This window comes from Micromonospora chokoriensis (genome assembly GCF_000718555.1).
Classification (GTDB): domain Bacteria; phylum Actinomycetota; class Actinomycetes; order Mycobacteriales; family Micromonosporaceae; genus Micromonospora; species Micromonospora chokoriensis_B.
This window is the reverse complement of sequence record NZ_JOAN01000009.1, coordinates 80222-101711: the sequence shown is the minus strand read 5'-3', so window position 1 is coordinate 101711 and position 21490 is coordinate 80222. Positions and strand designations below refer to the sequence as shown.

The 21490-nt window shown below is 73.4% G+C and carries 21 protein-coding genes and 1 riboswitch; of the genes, 16 read left to right on the top strand and 5 right to left on the bottom strand.

The genetic code is table 11. The features are described 5' to 3' along the window. Window positions 1-41 precede the first annotated feature (41 nt). The 4 genes from IF46_RS0113930 (at window position 42) to IF46_RS0113915 (ending at window position 5165) form a co-directional block, all read left to right on the top strand. Entirely contained in the window at window positions 42-2156 is a 2115-nt protein-coding gene (locus IF46_RS0113930) for a HelD family protein (RefSeq protein WP_030488751.1), read from the top strand. Window positions 2157-2262: 106 nt separating this feature from the next. Beyond that, a complete protein-coding gene (locus tag IF46_RS0113925) occupies window positions 2263-3180 on the top strand; it encodes a cation diffusion facilitator family transporter (protein WP_030488750.1) in 918 nt (305 codons plus the stop codon). 120 nt (window positions 3181-3300) lie between these two features. Further along, a riboswitch (cyclic di-AMP (ydaO/yuaA leader) is annotated at window positions 3301-3432 on the top strand. 5 nt (window positions 3433-3437) lie between these two features. Then, on the top strand, window positions 3438-4505 hold the full coding sequence (locus IF46_RS0113920) for a hypothetical protein (protein ID WP_030488749.1): 1068 nt from the start codon (window positions 3438-3440) through the stop codon (window positions 4503-4505). A 153-nt stretch (window positions 4506-4658) separates the two neighbouring features. Continuing rightward, window positions 4659-5165, top strand: a complete 507-nt coding sequence (locus IF46_RS0113915) for a hypothetical protein (protein ID WP_051723899.1) — start codon at window positions 4659-4661, stop codon at window positions 5163-5165. Window positions 5166-5171: 6 nt separating this feature from the next. Here IF46_RS0113915 and IF46_RS0113910 read toward each other — a convergent pair whose 3' ends face one another. Next, window positions 5172-5639: a hypothetical protein gene (locus IF46_RS0113910; RefSeq protein ID WP_030488747.1), complete on the bottom strand. Its 468-nt coding sequence runs from the start codon at window positions 5637-5639 to the stop codon at window positions 5172-5174. A 189-nt stretch (window positions 5640-5828) separates the two neighbouring features. Here IF46_RS0113910 and IF46_RS0113905 point away from each other — a divergent pair, with 189 nt between their 5' ends. Further along, on the top strand, window positions 5829-6806 hold the full coding sequence (locus IF46_RS0113905) for a PfkB family carbohydrate kinase (protein WP_030488746.1): 978 nt from the start codon (window positions 5829-5831) through the stop codon (window positions 6804-6806). Then, window positions 6803-7630, top strand: coding sequence for a 5'/3'-nucleotidase SurE (gene surE / locus IF46_RS0113900; RefSeq protein WP_030488745.1), 828 nt, complete (start codon window positions 6803-6805; stop codon window positions 7628-7630). The genes IF46_RS0113905 and surE overlap by 4 nt, the downstream gene beginning before the upstream one ends. A gap of 16 nt (window positions 7631-7646) precedes the next feature. Here surE and IF46_RS0113895 read toward each other — a convergent pair whose 3' ends face one another. Beyond that, window positions 7647-8009, bottom strand: a complete 363-nt coding sequence (locus IF46_RS0113895; RefSeq protein WP_030330302.1) for an STAS domain-containing protein — start codon at window positions 8007-8009, stop codon at window positions 7647-7649. A 386-nt stretch (window positions 8010-8395) separates the two neighbouring features. Between IF46_RS0113895 and IF46_RS34385 the strand changes: the two genes are divergently transcribed. The 5 genes from IF46_RS34385 (at window position 8396) to IF46_RS0113870 (ending at window position 11690) form a co-directional block, all read left to right on the top strand. Then, window positions 8396-8536: a hypothetical protein gene (locus IF46_RS34385; RefSeq protein WP_157562999.1), complete on the top strand. Its 141-nt coding sequence runs from the start codon at window positions 8396-8398 to the stop codon at window positions 8534-8536. A 152-nt stretch (window positions 8537-8688) separates the two neighbouring features. Then, on the top strand, window positions 8689-9087 hold the full coding sequence (locus tag IF46_RS0113885) for a hypothetical protein (RefSeq protein WP_030488744.1): 399 nt from the start codon (window positions 8689-8691) through the stop codon (window positions 9085-9087). 778 nt (window positions 9088-9865) lie between these two features. Continuing rightward, on the top strand, window positions 9866-10552 hold the full coding sequence (locus tag IF46_RS0113880) for a BON domain-containing protein (RefSeq protein WP_030488743.1): 687 nt from the start codon (window positions 9866-9868) through the stop codon (window positions 10550-10552). A gap of 95 nt (window positions 10553-10647) precedes the next feature. Next, complete coding sequence (locus IF46_RS0113875) at window positions 10648-11145, top strand: redoxin domain-containing protein (protein ID WP_030488742.1); 498 nt, start codon at window positions 10648-10650, stop codon at window positions 11143-11145. After that, complete coding sequence (locus tag IF46_RS0113870) at window positions 11142-11690, top strand: DsbA family protein (RefSeq protein WP_030488741.1); 549 nt, start codon at window positions 11142-11144, stop codon at window positions 11688-11690. The genes IF46_RS0113875 and IF46_RS0113870 overlap by 4 nt, the downstream gene beginning before the upstream one ends. Window positions 11691-11702: 12 nt before the next feature. Here IF46_RS0113870 and IF46_RS0113865 read toward each other — a convergent pair whose 3' ends face one another. Beyond that, window positions 11703-14624, bottom strand: a complete 2922-nt coding sequence (locus IF46_RS0113865) for a LuxR C-terminal-related transcriptional regulator (RefSeq protein WP_030488740.1) — start codon at window positions 14622-14624, stop codon at window positions 11703-11705. A 76-nt stretch (window positions 14625-14700) separates the two neighbouring features. Between IF46_RS0113865 and IF46_RS0113860 the strand changes: the two genes are divergently transcribed. The 5 genes from IF46_RS0113860 (at window position 14701) to serS (ending at window position 19966) form a co-directional block, all read left to right on the top strand. Continuing rightward, on the top strand, window positions 14701-15102 hold the full coding sequence (locus tag IF46_RS0113860; protein ID WP_051723912.1) for a hypothetical protein: 402 nt from the start codon (window positions 14701-14703) through the stop codon (window positions 15100-15102). Further along, complete coding sequence (locus tag IF46_RS0113855; RefSeq protein WP_030488738.1) at window positions 15099-16247, top strand: alcohol dehydrogenase catalytic domain-containing protein; 1149 nt, start codon at window positions 15099-15101, stop codon at window positions 16245-16247. Before IF46_RS0113860 ends, IF46_RS0113855 begins: the two co-directional genes overlap by 4 nt. A gap of 49 nt (window positions 16248-16296) precedes the next feature. Beyond that, complete coding sequence (locus IF46_RS0113850; RefSeq protein ID WP_030488737.1) at window positions 16297-17478, top strand: saccharopine dehydrogenase family protein; 1182 nt, start codon at window positions 16297-16299, stop codon at window positions 17476-17478. A 43-nt stretch (window positions 17479-17521) separates the two neighbouring features. After that, window positions 17522-18586 (top strand): MerR family transcriptional regulator, encoded by a 1065-nt coding sequence (locus tag IF46_RS0113845; protein WP_030488736.1) that lies wholly within the window; start codon window positions 17522-17524, stop codon window positions 18584-18586. Between the two features lie 96 nt (window positions 18587-18682). Further along, window positions 18683-19966, top strand: coding sequence for a serine--tRNA ligase (gene serS / locus IF46_RS0113840; protein WP_030488735.1), 1284 nt, complete (start codon window positions 18683-18685; stop codon window positions 19964-19966). Here the strand turns inward: serS and IF46_RS0113835 are convergent. Together IF46_RS0113835 and IF46_RS0113830 are read right to left on the bottom strand one after the other, a co-directional pair. After that, window positions 19963-20826, bottom strand: a complete 864-nt coding sequence (locus IF46_RS0113835; protein ID WP_030488734.1) for a cytochrome c biogenesis CcdA family protein — start codon at window positions 20824-20826, stop codon at window positions 19963-19965. The genes serS and IF46_RS0113835 overlap by 4 nt on opposite strands. Next, on the bottom strand, window positions 20823-21449 hold the full coding sequence (locus IF46_RS0113830) for a redoxin family protein (RefSeq protein WP_157562993.1): 627 nt from the start codon (window positions 21447-21449) through the stop codon (window positions 20823-20825). Before IF46_RS0113830 ends, IF46_RS0113835 begins: the two co-directional genes overlap by 4 nt. Window positions 21450-21490: the final 41 nt, after the last annotated feature.

The following is a 21490-nucleotide window of genomic DNA, read 5'->3' as shown; positions in this document are numbered from 1 at the left end:
CGGTTTCCGCCGCCTGCCGGCGACCTTTGAAGGAGCGTGCGTTGACCGACCAGACCGGCCTCGAGCAGGAGATCGCCGTCGAGCAACGACACCTCGACCGGGTGTACGCCCGACTGGCCGAGTTGCGGCGGTCGGCCGTCCGCGCCGAACGCGACGGCTACCGGATGGCCCGGGTGGGCACGCACGGCGCGCTGGTCGAGCGCGACGCGATGGTCTTCCACGCGGCGCAGCGGCGGCACATCCTGGACGCCGAGCATGAGGGGCTGGTCTTCGGCCGGCTGGACCTGCACAACCGTCAGGTGCTGCACGTCGGGCGACTCGGGATCCGCGACGAGGACGCCACCACGCTCGTCGTCGACTGGCGCGCGCCGGCCGCCGCCGCTTTCTACCAGGCCACCCCGGCGCAGCCGCTGGACGTGGTGCGGCGCCGCACGATCCAGTCCCGCGCCGAGCGGGTCACCCGGATCGAGGACGACCTGCTCGACCCGACCGCCGCCCCGGAGGGGATGACTGTCGTCGGTGACGGCGCATTGCTGGCCACCCTGTCCAAGGCCACCGGCCGGGGCATGCGGGACATCGTGGCGACCATCCAGCGGGAGCAGGACGAGGCGATCCGCTCGCCCGGCTCCGGGGTGACGATCGTCGCGGGCGGCCCCGGCACCGGCAAGACCGCGGTCGCCCTGCACCGGGCCGCGTTCCTGCTCTACTCCGACCGCAGCCGCTACGCCGGCGGCGGCATCCTGGTGGTCGGCCCGTCGTCGGTCTTCGTCGAGTACATCGGCTCCGTGCTGCCGTCGCTCGGTGAGGACACCGCGACCCTGCACTCGCTGGGCACGCTCTTTCCCGGGATGACCGCCACCCGCCCCGACCCGCCCGAGGTGGCGGCGGTGAAGGGCTCGCTACGGATGCGCCGAGTGCTGGAACGGGCGGCCCGCGACGCCGTGCCGGGCGGCCCGAGTGAGCTGCGGCTGCTCTACCGGGGCACGCTGCTGCGGCTGGACCGGGCCGCGCTGGACCGGATCCGGGACCGCGTGCTGCAACGTGGCGGACGGCGCAACGAGGTGCGCCGGGCCGGGTTCGACGGGGTGTTCGCCGCGCTCTGGGCGCAGGCCCGGGAGGTGGGCGTCCGACTGCCGGAGCAGCCGGCCTTCGAGGCGGAGATCGCCGAGCGGTCGGAGTTCCGGGAGTTTCTCAAGGCGTGGTGGCCTCGGCTGCACCCCCGACACGTGCTCGGCTGGCTGGCGCAGCCGGACCGGCTGCGCCGGTACGCCGGGGGGATCCTCTCCTCGGCGGAGATCCGACTGCTCAACGCCGCGTACCGGAATCTGGACTCGGTCGGGTTGACCATCGCCGACGTGGCGCTGCTGGACGAGTTGGACGCGCTGCTCGGTAAGCCCGTGCAGCCGGCCCGCGCGCGACGCGACCCGTTCCAGCTCGCGGGCGGCGTCCGCGAGCTGAGCACCCTCGGCGACCGGCAGCGGGCCGCCCGCGCGGCGGCCCGGGAACGCCCGGAGGACTACCGGGAGTACGCGCACGTGGTGGTGGACGAGGCCCAGGACGTCTCGCCGATGCAGTGGCGGATGATCGGTCGGCGCGGCAAGCTCGCCTCCTGGACCGTGGTGGGCGACCCCGCGCAGACCGCGTGGACCGGTGACCCGGAGGAGCTGAACCGAGCCCGCGACCAGGCGTTGGGCCGGCGCAAGCGACACGACTTCACGCTCACCACCAACTACCGCAACTCGGCGGAGATCTTCGCGGTGGCGGCGGCGGAGATCCGCCGGCTCTACCCCGACCTGCCACTGCCGACCGCCGTCCGCTCCACCGGGGTCGAGCCGGTCGAGCTGGTGGTGCCCGCGACGGGGTTGCAGACCGCGACCGTGCAGGCGGCCGCCAGCCTGCTGGCCGAGGTGGAGGGCACGGTCGGCGTGATCACGCCGGTCCCCCGCCGCGACGAGGTCGCCGGTTGGCTCGACGCGCTCGACGCGCCGAGGTTGCAGGTGGTGACCAGCCTGGAGGCCAAGGGCATGGAGTACGACGGGGTGGTGCTCGTCGCTCCGAGCGAGATCCGGGCGGATCCGGGTGCCGGGGTACGCACGCTGTACGTGGCGCTGTCCCGGGCCACCCAGCGGCTCACCACCATCGATCCGACGGGCTGATCTGCGCGGACTGCCGCCCGCGAGAGGCGCAGCACGTACACTTGCACACATAGCGATGTGAGCATACATTTGACCCGGCCCCGACCAGCGGCGGAAGGTGATTCTCGTGGGTGCAGGTCATGACCACCACCACGGGTCCGTCGCCAATGCCGCACACCAGCACCGGGGTCGACTCTGGGCGGCATTCGCGCTGCTCGCCACCCTGATGGTGGTCGAGGCGGTGGTCGCCCTGCACACCGGCTCGCTGGCCCTGCTCTCCGACGCCGGGCACATGTTCACCGACGTGCTCGGCATCGGGATGGCGCTGGCCGCGATCACCGCGACCCGGCGGGCCACCGGCGACCCGCAGCGCACCTTCGGGCTCTATCGACTCGAAGTGCTCGCCGCGCTGGCCAACGCCGTTCTGCTCTCCGGCGTCGCGATCTACGTGGTGATCGAGGCGATCCGCCGCTTCGGCGACCCACACCAGGTCATCGCCGGCCCGATGCTCGCGGTGGCCGTACTCGGCCTGCTCGCGAACGTCGCCGCCTTCGCCCTCCTGCGCGCCGGGGCCCGGGAGAGCATCAACCTCCAGGGCGCCTATCTGGAGGTGCTCGGCGACCTGCTCGGCTCGCTTGGCGTCATCGGCGCGGCGCTGCTCATCACCGTCACCGACTGGTGGTGGGCCGACCCCCTGGTCGCCGTCGCCATCGGCGTGTTCATCCTGCCGCGCACCTGGCGGCTGGCGCGCGCCGCCGTCCGCATCCTGGTGCAGGCCGCCCCGGAGCACCTCCAGGTGACAGCCGTGCACGACCGGTTGGCCGCGGTCCCCGGTGTCGTCGAGGTGCACGACCTACACGTCTGGACGCTCACCTCGGGCATGGACGTGGCCTCCGCACACCTGACCATGGCCCCCGGCGCGGAGGTCGGCGCGGTGCTCACCGCAGCGCGTACGGCCCTGCACGACGACTTCCGCATTGAGCACGCGACGTTGCAGATCGAGCCCGGCGCCGCCTCCGGGGCGTGCGGCTCCATCGAGTGGTGACGGAGTGCCGTCATTTTTCGTGACGACGCACGCACCGTCCGTCACATTCGCTGCAGCCGCCCCACCGGCACCGGTAAGCTCGGTCCCGGCCTCCACGAGGCGGCGCCCTCCCGGCGCCGGTGGCGGTCGCCGCCTAATCGCCCACCTGGGCGAACCGGGGAACCATGTTCCTGGGGTGCATCCGCGTCAGCGGTAGGGATCTTCCGTCCCGAACCCGTCAGCTAACCCGGTCGGCGGCTGACGGAAGGACATGCGCAGTGGCACCAGCACGACCACCCGCCGCCCGATTGGCGGCCCTGATCGTCGCGATGTTCGCCCTCGGCGTCGCGCTCCCGGCCGGCACCGCCTCGGCCGCTCCCCCGACCGGCCAGCGGGCCGCCGCACCCGACTCCGACGAAGAGGGCGGCACCCCGGCGTTGCGTGCCCAACTCGAGGCGGCCAGCAAGGGCTACCTGGACGCGAGACGCGCCCTGGACACCTCCGTGCAACGGCAGCAGCAGCTCGCCACCCAGCTGAAGACCATCGAGGTCGAGATCGCCCAGCGCAACGGCAAGGTCGACGAGATCGCCGAACTGGCGTACCGCACCGGCCGGCTCGGCGTGATGTCGGCGCTGCTCAACAGCAACACCCCGGAACGCTTCATGGACCGGGCGAGGGCACTGGACGCGGTGGCCGCCAACGAGGACCGGGCGCTGCGCGACCTGCTGAACAGCAAGGAACAGGCCAACCGCACCCAGGTCGCCCTGAACGGCGAGATCAACGAGCAACGCAAGCAGGTCGCGGTGATGGCCAAACGCAAGGAGCAGGCCGAACGGGCCCTGACCGTGGCCACCACACCCAAGCCGCAGACCACCACCGCCGACACCGACTCCAACCGGGGCACCTCCGCCGTCAACGCGCAGGCCGCGCCGCGCAACTCCGACGGCTCCTGGCCATCGGAGTCGTGCAGCGTCAACGACCCCACACCGGCCAGCGGCTGCATCACCCCGCGCACCCTGCACGCGCTCAACCAGGCCAAGGCCGCCGGCTTCACCCGCTACGTCTCCTGCCACCGCCCCAGCGGCTCCGGTGAACACCCGAAGGGTCGGGCCTGCGACTTCGCGGCGCAGAAGGGCGGCTTCGGCGGAAACGCCACCGGCGGCGACAAGACGTACGGCAACAACCTGGCGGCGTACTTCATCCGCAACGCGGACCGGCTCGCCGTGCTCTACGTGATCTGGTACCGGCAGATCTGGCTGCCCAGCAGCGGGTGGAAGTCGTACAGCGGGGCGAACGGCACCCCGTCCACCGACCACACCAACCACGTACACCTGTCGGTCTACTGACCCCACCCGTTCCCCAGAGCGTGTGATGCCTGTGAGTCATCGTGATGACTCACAGGCATCACGCTCGTCCGGGCCGGCCTACGTCGCCGGGCGTACCCCTGATGTCGTCGGCGGTCGGACGACCCGGCAGCGACCGGCGGGCAGCATCGCGGCATGCCTCGGATCCGACCCACCGCCCGCAAGGCGCTGCTCACCCTGCACCTCGTCACCTCGCTCGGCTGGCTCGGCGCCGACCTGGTGCTGCTCACCCTCGGCATCGCCGTGCAGCGCGGCGCCGACCCGGCAGTGGTCTATCCGGTCATGGCGCTGGTCGGCACGGTGCTGTTCGCGCCGCTGAGCGTCCTGGTCTGGCTGATCGGTGTCGCCAGTTCGCTGCTCACCCCGTGGGGCCTGCTGCGCCACCGCTGGGTGCTGGTCAAGCTCGTACTCACCACGGTGATGGTCGGGTTGGTGCTGTTTCTGCTCACCCCGAACCTGCGGCACGCCGCAGCGGTGGGTGCCGCCCTGCCCGCACGGGAGCGCGCCGACCTGGTGATCGCGCCGGCGGTGTCGACCAGCCTGATGATCATTGCGACGGTGCTGTCCACGTACAAGCCGTGGGGCCGACGGCGCACAGCCAGACCCGTCCGCACGAACCATGAGCGGGACGGCGTGGGGTGAGGCGGGTCAGGCGGGGGGTGGCGGGTTGTCGGTGCGGTCGAGGGCTGCGCCCAGCCGGGTGGCGAGGGCGAGGTGAGCGGCCCGGGCCTGGCGGAACGCGTAACGGAACAGCGGGGTCGGCGCGGTCAGGGTGATCTCGACGTCGATGCGGACCAGGCCGTCCGGCTCAGGGCGCAGCCGGGTGTGGTTGCGCACCGTGGTGGCTGGCCACTGGCGGGCCACCATGACGATCTCGTCGGGCTCGTTGATCAGCACGTCCGCGTGGTAGGTGGTCCGGAAGCGCAGGGGGCCTGCTGCCAACCGGTCGTTGATCGTGTAGCTGGCCTGCGCGCCGGGCCGGGGCGGCACCCGGCGGACCCGGACGATCAGCGGGTGCAGCTCACCCTGCCGGGTCAGGTCGCTGAGCAGCGCCGCCGCCTCGCCGAGTGAGCACCGGGCCTGGACGGTGTAGCTGAAGGTATCGCTGCTGAGCACACCGTCTCCTGCCGTCGTTGGTCGCACGATCGTCCCGTACCGATGTCTTGCTGGCAACGCCCGACGGCCCCCCAGCGTCGCGACGGACCGGGCCGATGGCATGCCCTGGCCCTATCTGTCCCATTAAGGTCGGTTAGTACTAACCGGACGGTGCCGGAGGGCGGCCAGCATGAACGGCGACGACGAACGATGAGTGGGCACGTGATGGTCTTCGCGCCAACACCACAGCTGACGGTGACCCTAGACCAGCCCAACGACCACCCTGAGCTGCACCTGCACCCCGGCGGGCAGGGCGTCTGGCAGGCCCGGATGGTGATCTCCCTCGGTGTCGACGTGGTGCTCTGTGCCGCCCTCGGTGGCGAGATCGGCCAGGTGCTGGAGCCGCTGCTGATCAGCGAGGGCGTGGACCTCAAGGCGGTGGTCCGAGACTCCGGCAGCGGCGGGTACGTGCACGATCGCCGGGAGGGTTCCCGGCAGGAGATCGCCGACGTACCCGGGCAACCGCTGAGCCGCCACGAGATCGACGAGCTGTACAACCTGGCCCTCGGTGAGGGCCTGCGGGCCGCGGTGAGCATCCTCAGTGGGCCGAACGAGCCGTGGCTGGTCCCGGCCGACCTCTACCGGCGCTTCGCCGCCGACCTCGGCGCCAACGGCGGCCGGGTGGTGGTCGACCTCTCCGGCGATCACCTCGGTGCGGTGTTGGAGAGCGGGGTGTTCTTCCTCAAGGTGAGTCACGAGGAGTTGATCCGCGACGGCCGCGCCCGCAGCGACGACAGCCTGGAGCTGACCCGGGCCATGTACGAGCTACACGCCGGCGGCGCGGAGACGGTGGTGGTGAGCCGCGCCGACCAACCGGCGTTGGCGCTCATCGACGGGGAGCTGTTCCAGGTCGAGATGCCCCGGCTGGAGGCCGCCGACCCGCGCGGCGCGGGCGACTCGATGACCGCCGGGGTGGCGGCCGTCGTGGCCAAGGGTGGAGACATCCGGACCGCCATCCGCACCGGCGCTGCCGCTGGCGCGCTGAACGTGACCCGGCACGGCCTGGGCACCGGGCGGCTGGACTCGATCACCGGCCTGGTGGACCGGGTCCAGTTGGTGCCGGCGGACAGCCGGCAACAGGAGCGGACCACCCCGGACGAGCTGGCCGACCGGGTAGCCGAGCGATGACACTGCGGGTGCTGATCACCAACGACGACGGGATCGCCGCGCCGGGCATCCAGGCGCTGGCCTGGGCGGCCACGCAGCGGGGCCTGGACGTGGTGATCGCCGCGCCGATGGAGGAGGCGAGCGGCACCAGCGCCGCGATGAGCGCCGTAGAACGCGACGGGCGGGTCGTCGTCAACGACCACCCGCTGCCGGACCTGCCGGGTGTGCCGGCGTACGGGGTCGCCGGATCCCCCGGCTTCATCACGCTGATCGCCCTGCACGGGGCGTTCGGCCCCCCGCCGTCGGTGGTGCTTTCCGGCGTCAACCGGGGTGCCAACGCCGGCCGTGCGGTGCTGCACTCCGGGACCGTGGGCGCCGCGTTCACCGCCGCCACGAACGGCTGCCGGGCGATGGCGGTCTCCCTCGACGTGCTCTCGGCCGGCGAGGCGACGGCAGCGAGCGGTGGCGCCGCGGTGGACGCCGCCGCCCGGGTACGCGACGCCGAGCGGCACTGGAGCACCGCCGCGCGGGTTGCCCTGGACCTGCTCCCCCGGTTGACCTCAGCGCCGATGGAGAGCGTGCTCAACGTGAACGCCCCGGACCTTCCGCACGGGCAGCTGCGCGGGGTGCGTCGGGGCACGCTGGCCAGCTTCGGTCAGGTGCAGATGACGGTGGCCGAATCCGGCCACGGTTTTGTCCGTACCTCGCTGGAGGAGCCGGGGCAGGCCGCACAGCCCGGCACGGACGTGGCGTTGCTGGCCGCCGGGTACGCGTCGGTGACGGCGATCCGAGCGGTCACCGAGGCGACCGACATCGACCTGACCGGACTGGACGAGCAGCCGTGACGAGTGCCGGGCGTGCTCAGGCGCCGGGCAGCACCTCGGGGGTGGCAGCACCAGCGAAGTATGGCTCCGGGGCACCGAACAGGCCGAGCAGGCCGGTCACCCAGAGCTGCCGGTGCACGAACCGGCTCGGCTCGGTGACCACCAGCTTGACGTCGCTGACCTCGGCGGTCTGGAAGCCGGCAACCATGGCGCTGATGCCGACCGAGTCGATGAAGGTGACCAGCCTCATGTTGAGTTCGATGCGCAGCGGGCGGCCCTTGGCCAGCACCTCCGCGATCGCTTCGCGCACCTCGTACGCTGTGTCGACGTCGATCTCGCCCCGCGGGGCGATCTCCACGACACCACCGGACAGAACCGACTTCACGATCGACAGGCTCACGCGAGCACCTCCACCCGCCCGTCCCCCGGGCGCCTCATCAGTACGCGGGCCGCGACCGAGAGTATTCCTCCGACGGCCTCGGTCGCCACCCCTCGGGATGAGCAATTCGCGGATCCCGACCCACAAAGCCGCCCATATCCGCACTTTTCAGTATCTGATTACTCAAGACTTTTTGTTATCTGACCATCGGCGATCAGTCGTGACCGACGCGCCGCCGAACCAGGGTAGCGGTCCGAAGCCGGTGCACCCGACAACCGGCCCTTGACGTACGCCGGCCCCGCGCGCCATCGGCGTGTCGCCCACCGCCGGCCGGTGCGAGCCCATGCCCACGGTTGCCGACGCGCCCTAGCATCGGCCGGGACACCCCATGACGGAGAGGATCTTCGATGATCAAGCGACTTGCCGGGCTGGCCGGCGTCGGCGTTCTGCTCGCCCTCGTCCTGGCCTGCGGTTTCGGTGGTGGGGGCGATGACGATGATGACGACGATGACTTCGCCCGGGGCATCGCCGTGACCGTGGTGCGCTGAGCCAGCGGTGCGCTGAGCTGCAGGTGCTCCGCGAGGTCGGGTTTGCGCCCGGCCGACGCGGGGCACTGCGGGATAGGCGAAACCGTGACGCGCTGGAAAGACGCCGAAGTCCGAAGTGGCCGGCGGCTTCGGCACCCGAGGAGGTAACCACGATGTTCGGAACCAACCTGCTGGACCGCCGCAGCAAGCCGGAGCGGATCGCGGAGCAAGCCTGGGAGCACCTGCTCTCCGCCGTCAGCACCGCCGGAGACAGTGTGCGGGACACCGCCCGCTCAGCCCGACGCAACAGCAGCGACCTCGCCGACGGGGCCGGTGACCTGGTGGAATCCGCCGCCGACGAGGCGCGACGTCGTGCCTCACTGGCCTTCGACGCGCTCGCCGGCCGCCAGCCGGCACTGCCCTGGACGCTCCTGATCGGCGCGGCGCTCGTCGGCGCGGCGGTCGGCTGGGCCGTCGGTTCCGCCGCGCGAGCCGCCGGCAGCCGGGACGACCCCGCCATCGACGACGTGGAGTTCGTCGACGTCGACCGCCCCAACTCCCCCGCCGTCTAAACGGCAGCACCACCACAGGCCCCGCTCGACCCCAGAGGTAGAGCGGGGCCTCGTCGCGCACCCCACTTCGCCCACATCGGAGTGGGGGTGGGCCGGTCCGCCGGGTGCCGGACCCCTCAGGCGGCCCGGCGGACCGGTGCATGTGGGTGATCCGGGGGTCCCGTCCGGATCACCTGCTCAGCGGCTCGCGCAGGTGCTGGTATCCAGGCCTGGGTGGCTATCGGCGGAGTGCTCGGAATTTGTCGGTCGATGGGGCAGGCCGTGGTGGCCGAGGTGGACGTCGGGGCTGGTGGAGGCCGCCGGACTGAGTCTCCGCATCTGCGGTTCCTCTCGGGAGGGAACCCCGGGGGACGGGGTCGATCGTCTGGGCTGACGCCGTGGCCCGGGGGACGAGCACGACGACGGGGACGGTTGGAGCTGCCCTGGCCCCACCACCCGACGCGACGGCTCCCGCGATCGAGGAACGCAACTAACCGTAGCCGAAAGTCGCTCGCTTTGGAAGCGCTCCCATCATCGATATTCGTCCGTACGCCTGCCCACTCAACCGCCGTGAACGCCAAGAGATCTTGGAAGGAAAATGCCCCTGGAGGGGCCGAATTCTTCCAAGATCTACCGCTGCGGAGTCGGGAGCGAGACTGGCGGCGGCGTCCCCACCCGGTCCGGGCGAGGGCGGCTCACCCCGGGCGGCGGCAGGATCGCAGCACGGCGGACCTTCGGCAGCGGCCAGACCTGGGGCGCAGCCACCCGGTCCGCCATCGCAACAGCGGAGGAGGGACAGATGGCCATCGCGGAGATCAACCGCACCGACCAGGACATCCAGTCCGCCGTCCTCGACGAGCTGACCTGGGAACCGCGGGTGCAGCCGCACGAGATCGGCGTGACCGTCGCCGAGGGCGTCGTCACCCTGACCGGCCGCGTGGACAGCTACGCGAAGAAGTGGGCCGCCGAACGGGCCGCCCACCGGGTCGCCTCGGTCCGGGCAGTCGCCAACGACGTGGCCGTTCAGCTCACCAGCGGCACCGAGCGCGCCGACCCTGACCTGGCCGCTGCGGCCAGCCACGGGCTGGAGTGGGACGCGTTCGTGCCCATCGAGAAGCTCCAGGTCACCGTCTCGGCCGGCTGGGTGACGCTGCACGGCGACGTCGAGTGGGAGTACCAGCGCCGGGCCGCCGAACGCGCGGTCGCTCGGCTGACCGGCGTACGCGGGGTGAGCAACGGCATCACCGTCCGGCCGGTCTCCGCACCGGACGGGCGCAACCTGGCCGACCGGATCGTCGACGCCCTCGCCCGGGCCGGAGCGACCGACGCCGAACGGATCAGCGTCCGGGTGCACGGTGACACCGCGATTCTCGCCGGGCTGGTGCACTCGATGCCCGAGCGGGCCGAGGTGGAGCAGGTGGCCTGGTCCGCGCCGGGCATCCGGGAGGTGCAGAACCACATCGCGGTCGCCCCGGTGCTGCGCTGAGCCAGCGCGGACCAGCCAGCGCGCGGAACCAGCCAGCGCGGAACCACCCGGGGTGGGTGAGCCCGCCTCACCCACCCCGGGAGCAGGCTGGTGGCATGAGTGATCCGAACGGGCTGATCCAACCGGGGCGTACCGCACCCGGTTTCACCCTGCCGGCCACCCCGGACGGGGGTCTGATCGGGCCTGAGCAGTTCCGGGGCCGGCCGGTCGTGCTCGCCTTCTACCCCGCCGACTGGAGCCCGGTCTGCGGTGACCAGATGTCGCTCTACCAGTCGGCGGCACCCGTATTCGCCCAGTACCAGGCGGTGGTGCTCGGCATCTCGGTCGACAGCATCTGGTCGCACCGGGCGTTCGCCGAGAGCCGGGGCATCGAGTTCCCGCTGCTGGCCGACTTCGAGCCGAAGGGCGAGGTGGCTCGCCGCTACGGCGCGTACCTGCCACAGGGCGAGGCGGCCCGGGCGCTGGTGGTGCTCGACCCGGCGGGGACGGTGACCTGGAGCTACCTGTCGCCGCCCGACGTCAACCCCGGTGCCGACGGCATCTTCGACGCGCTGGACCAGCTCGCCGCCGATCGGAAGGTGATGGCCGGATGACCACGCCACTGCAGGTCACCGCCCGACTTCGGGACCCGGTGACCACCGCGGACCACATCCGGGGGCCGGCCGACGCGGCGGTGACCATCGTCGAGTACGGCGACTTCCAGTGCCAGTTCTGCGGTGCCGCGTACCCGAACCTGCACGAGTTGCTGCGGCAGCGGGCCGACACCGTGCGGCTGGTCTACCGCTACTTCCCGATCGCCAACGTGCACCCGTACGCCGAACGCGCCGCCGAGACGGCCGAGGCCGCCGCCGTCCGGGGCCGGTTCTGGGAGATGCACGACTGGCTCTACGAGCATCAGGACCAGCTCGACCCGGTGCACCTCTCGCTCGGTGTCGAGCAGGTCGGGTTGCCGCCGGACGAGTTGAACGCCGAGGTGGAGAACCGTGCGCACGCGGACCGGGTGCGGCGGGACTTCGTGGGGGGCATCCGGAGCGGGGTGAACGGCACCCCCACCCTGTTCGTGAACGGTGTTCGGCACGAGGGCGGGTACGACCTGCCCGATCTGTTGGCCGCCGCGGACGCCGCCGCCAACGCCTGATCGCCACGCTGCTCAGAGCAGCCGCAACTCGCGCGCCCGCCGGACCGCCTCGCGCCGGCGGGTCGCGTCGAGTTTGCGGTAGATGTTGCGGACGTGGGTCTTCACCGTGTTGACCGAGAGGGACAGCTCGCTGGCGATCTCCACGTTGGACAGGATGCTCTGCAGGTAGCGCAGGATGGTCAGCTCCCGCTCGGTGAGCGGCTCGTCGAGCGTGCCCCTCGGCCCGGCAGCCGGCCCGGCTGTGCTCTGCCCCGCACCCCGCACCAGGTCGCCGACGAGCGCGAAGTGCGCGGTGCCCGCGTCCAGGTGCGCGGCGAGCAGGTCCCGCACGGGCGGTTCGGCACGGGTGAAGACCCTTCGGCAGCCCTGCGGGCCGGCCAGGTCCAGGAGCTGCTCCAGGATCCGGCCCGCCCGACGTCCGTCCCCGGCGCGCTCGGCCAGCACCGCGGCCAGCAGTCCCGCGTCCAGGCGTACCGGAAGGGGCCAGTCCGTGGCGGTCGGCGCCTGCCAGTCTGGCCGGGTCCGTTCGGCGGCGGCGGCGTCGCCGGCCAGCAGCTGCACCTTCGCCAAGGTCACCGCGAGCGCCGGGTCGGCCCCGTCGTCGGCGGCGCCGGCCAGCAGGTCACGGGCGGAGTCCAGGTCGCCCCGCTCGGCCCGCAGTTGAGCTTCGGCGGCTCGCAGCAGGTCGGTCAACTCGGCGGCGGACGGCCGGTCGGCCAGCGCCTCCCGAGCCCGGACGAGCAGCCGTTGGCCGGCCGCCGGGTCACCCGAGTCGCGGCGTAGCTGCGCTCGGCACAGCGCGGCCACCGCCACCGCCACCGGCTCGCTGGAGGCGGCGGCGAGCCAGTCGTCGCCCGCGTCGGGGCTTCCGGCCCAGCCGCCGGCGACGTCGAGCGCCGCGACGGCGAGGGCGAGATTGGTCGTGGCCTCCTCAGGCTGGTCGCGCAGCAGCGCCACCACGGCGAGAGCCAGGTACGCGTAGCCGCAGTCGAGCCGGCAGGACCAGCCTCGACAGGGTGGCATGCCGAGCGCGTCACGGGCCGCCTGCTCGGCCGCCCGTAGCTCGCCGCGCACCGCGAGCAGCAGCGCCGCGCGGCTGGCAGCGACCAGCTCAGTGCGGGCCCGGCCGGCCGCCCGAGCCGCCGATCGGGCCCGAACGAACCGGCCGGTGGGCAACCGGCCGTCGGCCAACTCGACAAGCCCCAGCGCGGTGCCGGTGAACGCCCGCAGGTCCAGATCGTCGGCCGCGCCGCCGCCCCCGGCCGTCGGGGCGGAGCTGGCCAGCCCGGTCGGAGCCCCGGTCGGTGAGGCTTGCGCCGGGCGGGTGCGCAGCAGTCGAGCGGCGGCGGCCCGCACCTCGGCGCGGTCGTCGGCGAGGCGGGCCACGGTCAGCTCCAGCGCGGCGACCAACCGCAGGAACCGATCCCGGCGCGGCACCGGCAGGCCCGGGGCGTGCCCGGCGGCGGCGTGCAGGTGGGCGGTGGCGGCCGGCAGATCACCGGCGTACGCGCGCTCGGCGGCGCAGGCCAACGCCACCTCCGGGTCGGCGCGGATCACCTCCGCTGGCGGCGGCGCGGGTGCCGGGGCGTACACCGGGTCACGGTCGTAGTGGGTCAACTCGGGCCAGTGCGCGACGAACAGGTCGCCGGCCAGGTCCCACCGGCCGGCGGCCAGCGCGTGCCGCAGAGCGTCGGCGGGTCGGCCGTCGCCCGCGTACCAGTCGGCGGCCCGGACGTGCAGCTCACGCAGCTCGTCGACGGGCAGCCGGGCCAGGTCGGCGCGGAGCAGGTCAGCGAGGAGTGAGTCGCAGCGGTACCAGGGCGGTCGGGTGTCCTCCCGGTGCAGCAGACCACCGGTCCCGGCCAGGTCGGCCAGCGCCTGCCCGGCATCGGCGCGGCCGGTCAGCGCCTCGGCCAGGTCGGCGCAGACGTTGTCGACGAGGGCGGTACGGCGCAGCAGGTCCTGCTGGGCCGGGTCGAGCGTCGCCAGCACCTCCTCGTGCAGGTAACCGGCGATCTCCGGTTGGTCACCACCGAACTGCCCCACCCAGCGCTCCGGGTCGGGCTGCCCGCGTACCGCCAGGGCCGCGATGCGCAGCGCGGCCGGCCAGCCGCCGGTGCGTTCGCGTAGCCGGTGCACGGCGGTCGCCGGCAGCGCCGCGCCGTGCGCGGTGAGCAGGTCGGCCACCTCGTCGTCGGTGAACGCCAGCTCGTCCGGGCCGATCTCGGTCAGCTCGCCGGCAAGGCGGAGCCGGTGCAGTGGCAGGTGCAGCCCGGCCCGCGCGCCGATCACCAGGCGGAGCCGCTGCTCGGCATGGCGCAGCAAGAACTCCAGGCCGGTAAGCGCCGCTGGGTCGGCGACCCGGTGCAGGTCGTCCAGGATCAGCAGCACCGGCCGGTCGGCGGCAGCGAGCGTGGCGGCCAGCGCCTCCAGCTGGTCGGGCCGCGGTGGCCGGTCGGGCACCGGCCCGCCCTCCAACCCGCCCGCCGACCCGGTCGCCGATCGCAGCGCCGCCGCGAGGTACGCCCAGAGGCGGTCGGAGTCGTCGCCGGCCTCCACCGACATCCACGCCGAGACCGGGTCGGCAGCGGACGAAACCGACAGGTCGCCGGAGTCGGGCACGACCGCACCCGGCTCGACGTCGGGTGGAGCGCCGCCCAGCCGTACCCAGGAGGCGAGCAGGGTGGTCTTGCCCCAGCCGGCGGGGGCGGCCACCAGGGTGACCGGGCCCGCACTGCCCTCGTCCAACCGGCGCAGCAGGCGGGGCCGGGCCACCACCGGCTCCGGCGGCACGGCCGGGGTCAGCCGGGACGCCAACAGCAGTGGCCCCGGTGCCGGCTCGACCCGCACGCGATTCTGTTCCGGCACCCAGCCCCACCCCCACCACGTTCCGCCCCCGGTCGGCGAGCGGTTACCCGGCGCGGGCCGGTTCACCCCTTCCGGGCGAGCGCGCTTCACCCGGGCGCGACCGACGATCGGGGGACGTGAACCGGGAGGACGGGTGGTACCGATGCGACGGCTGGCGCGGGCGCGGTTGCTGCGCGTACCCCGGTGGGGTGGCCCGACCGGCGCGGACGGCGACCCCGCCGCGCCGGCCCGGTGGGAGGTGGTCACCGTCGACCGACCCCCGGAGCAGGTGCTTCCCGACGGACGCTGGCCGGAGCCACTGCGCCGCCTGGACGGCGCGGTCGAGGTGCGGGTCCGCCCGGCCCCCGGCGACCGGGGCACCGAGCTGGCGGCCCGGCCGCTGGCCGGCCGCACCCCGCCCACCGGGCTCGCCGCGCACCTGGTCGGCGACGACCCGGGTCTGCTGGTCCGCCGGACACTGCGCCAGGTCAAGCAGCGGGTGGAGGCCGGTGAGGTGCTGCGCGCGGACCGCTCGGCGCTGGACCGTCCCGGGGCCCGCGGGTGAGAGCGCTGTGCTGGGCGGCCGCCGGCGAGCTAGCGGTACGCGAGGTGCCCGACCCGGAGCTGCGCAACGAGCGTGACGTCATCGTCCAGGTCCGCCGCAGCGCCACCTGCGGCGCCGACCTGCCGCTGCTGGCCGGCCGGCACCCGCTGCTGCGGGCCGGCGACGTGCTCGGCGCGGAGTTTCTGGGCGAGGTGGTCGAGGTCGGCCCCGCTGTCCGCCGACACCGCGCCGGCGACCGGGTGGTCGTCGGCGCGAGCGTCGCCTGCGGTGGCTGCTGGTACTGCCGCCAGGGCCTGCACTCCTGCTGCGACAACGCCCATGCCGACCCGGCGAGCGCGGACCCCGACTGGGCCCGCGCGGACGGCGGCTGCTTCGGTCGGCCCCGCGCGGCGGGCGGCTTCGCGGGCGGTCACGCCGAGTACGTGCGGGTGCCGTACGCCGATGTGAGCGCGTTCCGGGTGCCGGACGCGGTCGACGACGACCGGGCGGTCTTCGCCGCGGACGCGGCGCCGACCGGGTGGCTGGCCGCCGAGTTGGGTGCGGTGCGCCCCGGCGACGTGGTGGCGATCTGGGGCGCCGGGGCGGTGGGTCAGTTGACCGCCCGAGCCGCCGAGCTGCGCGGTGCCGCCCGGGTGCTGATCGTGGACCGGCACGAGGAGCGGCTGCGGATGGCCGAGCGACACTCTGGCGCCGAGCCGCTGGACTACCGCCGCACCGACGTCGCGGCGGAGCTGAGCGACCGCAGCGGTGGACGCGGGCCGGACGTGTGCGTGGTGGCGGTCGGCACGCCGCCGGCCCGGTCGGCGCTCGATCGGTTCGGTGGCCAGTACGCCGACCGACCGGACGCGCTACGGGAAGCCGTGCACGCATGTCGCAAGGGCGGCGTGGTGGTGGTGCTCGGCGGGACGGACGGGTTCGTCGACGCGTTCCCGCTGGGCACGATGACCGAGCGACGGCTCACGCTGCGCGGCGCCCGTCGACCGGATCTGCGGGACGTGCCGATGCTGCTCGACCGGATGGCCCGCGACGAGCTGCGCACCGAACACCTGGCCACCCACCGACTGCCGTTGGCGCAGGGCCCGCAGGGGTACGCGCTGTTCCGGGACCGGGCCGACGGCTGCGTACGGGCCGTGTTCACGCCGTGACGCCCAACTCGTGAGCGCGATCGGTGACCACGAATGGCAGACTCCGAGGATGACTGGGGAGCGAACGTACGACGTGGTGCTGTTCGGGGCGACCGGGTTCACCGGCGGCCTGACCGCCGAGTACCTGGCCCGACACGCGCCGGCCGGGCTGCGCTGGGCGCTGGCCGGGCGCAATCCGCAGCGCCTCGCCGCCGTACGGGATCGGCTCGCCGCCATCGACCCGAGCTGGGCCGAGCTGCCGCTGCTCACCGCCGACGTGACCGACGCCGACTCGCTGCGGGCGGTGGCCGAGAGCACCCGGGTGGTGGCCAGCACGGTCGGCCCGTACATCCACCACGGTGAACCGCTGGTCGCGGCGTGCGCGCGAGCCGGCACCGACTACCTGGACATCACCGGCGAGCCGGAGTTCGTCGACCTGATGTACGTGCGCCACCACGCCGAGGCGACCCGCACCGGCGCGCGGCTGGTGCACGCCTGCGGCTTCGACTCCGTCCCGCACGACCTGGGCGCCTGGTTCACCGTCAAGCAGTTGCCCGCCGACGCCCCGATCACCGTGGACGGGTACGTGCGCGCCGGCGGCCGGTTCTCCGCCGGCACCTACCATTCGGCGCTCACCGCGTTCTCCCGTACGACGCAGGCCAGCCAGGCCGCCCGGGAGCGCCGGGCGGTCGAGCCGCGTCCCACCGACCGTCGGGTCCGGGCGGTGCCCGGCCGGCTGGCCCGCTCGGCGGAGCTGGGCATCTGGACCGTGCCGCTGCCGACAATCGACCCGCAGGTGGTCCGTCGCTCGGCGGCGGCCCGCCCGGAGTACGGCCCGGACTTCCGCTACCGGCACTTCGCCGCGGTGAAGCGGCTGCCCACCGTGCTGGCCGGCGCGGCCGGGCTCGGCGCGCTGATCGGGCTGGTGAAGCTGCCACCCAGCCGACGCTGGCTGCTCGGCCGGCTCACCTCCGGGCAGGGGCCCACCGCGCAGCAGCGGGCGGCGTCCTGGTTCCGGGTGCGGTTCGTCGGCACCGGCGGCGGGCAGCGGGTGGTCACCGAGGTCGCCGGCGGTGACCCGGGCTACGACGAGACGGCGAAGATGCTCGCCGAGTCGGCGCTGTGCCTGGCGCTCGACGAGCTGCCGCCGACCACCGGGCAGCTGACTCCGGTCGCCGCGATGGGTGACGCGCTGCTCGACCGGCTCATCCGGGCCGGCCTCACCTTCCGGGTGCTGGAACGCTCGGCTTGACCCTCGACCGGGTCGAGGGGGGAGGATGCCCAGCGTGAGCGACCTGCACAGCATCGGCGAGCTGGCCCGGGCCAGTGGCCTGACCGTCAGCGCCCTGCGCTTCTACGACTCGGCGGGGGTGCTGACGCCGACCCTTGTCGACCCGGTGACCGGCTACCGCTGGTACACGGCGGAGCAGATCGCCCCGGCCCGGCTGGTGGCCGGGCTGCGCCGGATCGGCATGCCGGTGCCGGAGATCGCCGCCGCGGTGCGCGCCGAGCCGGCCGCGGTGCACCAGCTGCTCGACGCGCACCTGCGGCGGCTCGCCGACGGGCTCAGCGACGCCCGCCGCGAGGTCGACCGGCTCCGGGCCCTGGTGTCCCCGGCCCAGCCGGCGGCCACCACGCTCCTGCTCTCCCCCGCCGCCCTGGCCGCCGCGCTCGACGCGGTGCGCTTCGCCGTCGGCGTCGACCCGGAGCTGCCGATGCTCGCCGGCGTGCTGTTCGACGTGGAGCCCGACGGCGTCCGGCTCGTCGCCACCGACCGGTTCCGGCTGGCGCTGGCACGGGCCGGGGCCGACGTCGACGGGCCGCCGGTGCGGGTCTTCGTGCCGGTGGCGCTCGTCGACCAGCTCCGGCCGCTGCTCGACACCGCCGACCCCTGGCCGGTACGGCTGAGCCTGGCCGGCGCGGACCTGCGGGTGCGGGTGGCCGACCGGACGCTCACCGGCACCGCCCTGCCGTACGACTTCCCGGACTACCGCCGGCTGCTGCGCAGCTCCGTCGGTGAGCGTCCCCGGGCACGCCGGATCCCGGTCGACGTGGCGACGCTGCGCGCCGCGCTTGCCGACCCGGCGGCCCCCACTGTCGCCTGCCACCACGACGGCACGACCCGGGAGGTCACCGTGCTCGGCGTCGACGATGAGGGCGGGCTGCGGCTGCTCCCCGCCGCCGAGGTGAGCACCGACGCGCTGCGGGTCGGGGTGGACGGCGGCTACCTGCTGGACGCGCTGAACGCGGCCGGCGCGCCGCAACTGGTGCTGGAGCTGGACGGGCCGATCGCCCCGTTGGCCGTACGACGACCGGACGACGCGGACACCTACTCCGTGCTCATGCCGATCCGGCTGTAGAAATCCCTCGCGCTCCCCGTCCCGGGGTGGAAACGTGCGCGACGGTAACATCTGATGGTTCACCAGTGAACCCCGGACGGAGGCGTACGGAGCAGCATGCTCGACATGGAGTTGATCCGGAAGGATCGCGAGGCGGTGGCAACCGCGCTGGCGAAGCGTCTGGATCCCGCCGAGGTCACCCGAGCGCTGGACGAGATCCAGCGGCTCGACCAGGAACGCCGCGCCCTGATCACGGAGATCGACGCCGAGCGGCAGCGCCGCAAGGCCGAGGCCCGGGCGTACGCGCAGGCGAAGCGGGCCGGCGAGGAGCCGCAGATCGCCGCGCCGGAGGCCGAGCGTAAGCAGCTCGCCGAGCTGGAGTCTCAGCTGGACGAGGTGCAGGCTCGGCTGCGCGACGCGATGAGTGAGCTGCCCAACCTGCCCAGCGACGACGTCGTGGCCGGCGGCAAGGAAGCCAACCAGGTCGTGAAGACCTTCGGTGCGCCTCCGGTGATCGAGAAGGTCCGCGACCACGTGGAGCTGAGCCGCGCGCTGGGCCTGGTCGACTACGAGCGGGGCGTCAAGCTCGGCGGGTCCGGCTTCTGGATCTACACGGGGATCGGCGCCCGGCTGGAGTGGGCGCTGCTCAACTACTTCGTCGACCAGCACATCAAGGCTGGCTACGAGTTCCTGCTCCCGCCGCACCTGCTGTTGGATTCGGCCGGCTTCGCCGCCGGGCAGTTCCCCAAGTTCTACGACGACGTCTACCACCTGGATTCAGCGTCCGCCCCGCGCGGTCAGTTCCTGCTGCCCACGTCGGAGACGGCGATCCTCGGGGCATACCAGGACGAGATCCTGGAGACCCCGAAGCTGCCGCTGAAGGCCTTCGCGTACACCCCGTGCTACCGGCGGGAGTCGGCCGGTTCGCACTCGGACGAGCGCGGCACGGTGCGGGGGCACCAGTTCAACAAGGTGGAGATCTTCCAGTTCACCCTGCCGGAGCAGGCCGACGCGGCGCTGGAGGAGATGCTCGCCCACGCCGAGGGTCTGGTCGAGGGGCTGGGTCTGCACTACCAGCGCACGCTGCTCTCGGCCGGTGACGCCAGCGCCTCGATGAAGAAGACGCTCGACATCGAGGTGTGGATGCCGAGCACCGGCAAGTACAAGGAGGTGTCGTCGGTCTCCTGGGCCGGCGACTACCAGGCGCGTCGGGCGGCGATCCGCTACCGCGAGCCGGGCGGCAAGCAGACCCGGTTCGTGCACACCCTCAACGGGTCGGCGCTGGCCACCAGCCGGCTCTTCCCGGCCATCCTGGAGCAGTACCAGCAGGCCGACGGCAGCGTCCTGGTCCCCGAGGTCCTCCAAGACCGCCTAGGCACCGACCGCCTGACCCCCCGCTAACCGGGTCGTTCGACGGGGGCCGGGTCCACCCCGTGCCCCCGTCGACGCATCCACACGCCCAGCACGGCGAGCAGGACGAGGGCGGTCAGCAGCAACGCTGGGCCGACCGTGTCCAGGGCGTTGGTCATGGTGTGCTGCACCTTTGACGCTGCTTGGATGACCGGGTCTTGGCGGGCGTCTCGGCGGCCGGCGGCTAGGCGTAGCTCGTACCAGCCGTACCAGGCCACGTAGGTGCCGGCGAGCAGCAGCACCAGGCCACTGAGGCGGGGCACCAGCGCGCCGGCGACCCGCAGCCGGGCCACCAGGCCGTCGCGCACCAGCGCCACGCCGAGCGCGGCGACCGCGACCACCAACCCCATCCCGAGGGCGTACGCGCCGAACAGCGCCAACCCCTGGCCGGTCGTGCCGGCCTGGAGGCTGGTCACCACGATCGCCAGGAACGGCGCGATGGCGCAGCCGAGCGACGCCAGCGCGTACGCCGCGCCGAACAACGCCATCGACGGCCAGGATCGGGTCAACCGGGGTGCCCGGGCGGACCAGCCGGGGGCGGGCAGCCGTCGACCGGCGAGCAGCCAGCAGCCAGCCACCACCAGCAGCACGCCGAGCGCCACGGTCAGCCACGGCAGCCGGGGGCGCAGCCAGCCGGCCAGCGGCGCGAGCGCCAGGCCGAACGCGCCGAAGACCAGCACGTACCCCAGGGTCAGCCCGGCCGCCGCGGTGAGCGCGCGGCCGACCGCGCCGCGGGTGTCCGACTTCCCGGCGACCAACAGCGAGAGGTACGCGGGCAGCAGCGCGAAGCCGCACGGGTTGACCGCGCCGAGCATGCCGGCGGTCAGCGCGAGCAGCAGTGTGGCCCTCATGCCCGGGCCAGGGCGGCGACCCGGGCGGTGAGCGCCTCACCGTCCAGGAATCCCTGGTAGACCAGAGTGCCGTTCCGGTCGATGATCACGAAGATGCTCTGCTCGGTCACCTTGAACCGCTTCCAGATCGCACCCGCGCGGTCGTTGATCTGTGGCGTCGCGCCGAGGTCGAACTCGGTGACGAACTCCTTCATGGCCCGCTGTTCACCTAGCCCGGCGACGCCGACGATCGGCACGGTGTCCCGGTACTGGGGTGCGATCTCGGCCACCGTCCAGGCCTGACTGGCACAGGTGGGGCACCACGGCGCCCAGAACCACAGCACCACCGGCTTGCCGGCGAGCTGCGCCGCGTCGAACCGGGTTCCGCCGAGAGTGGTCCCGGTGAAGCGCAGCACGTCCGGGACCTGCGCCGGGGCGGCGGGCGGCCCGCCAGTCGGCGTGGGCGGCGCACCGGTCGGTGCCCCGGTCGGCGTGAGCGGCGCACCGGTCGAGGCCGGGGCCGACCCGCCGGCGGCGGGCCCGCCCGGCGCGGTGCCGGTGCAGGCGGCAGTGCCGAACAGGGCCACCACGAGCGCCCCGGCGGTGGCGGCGCGGCACAGTCGCCCGGCCCCTGTCCACGCCATGCCCATCCGCATCTCCGTTTCCGGTCCGGAAGGGACCTTCC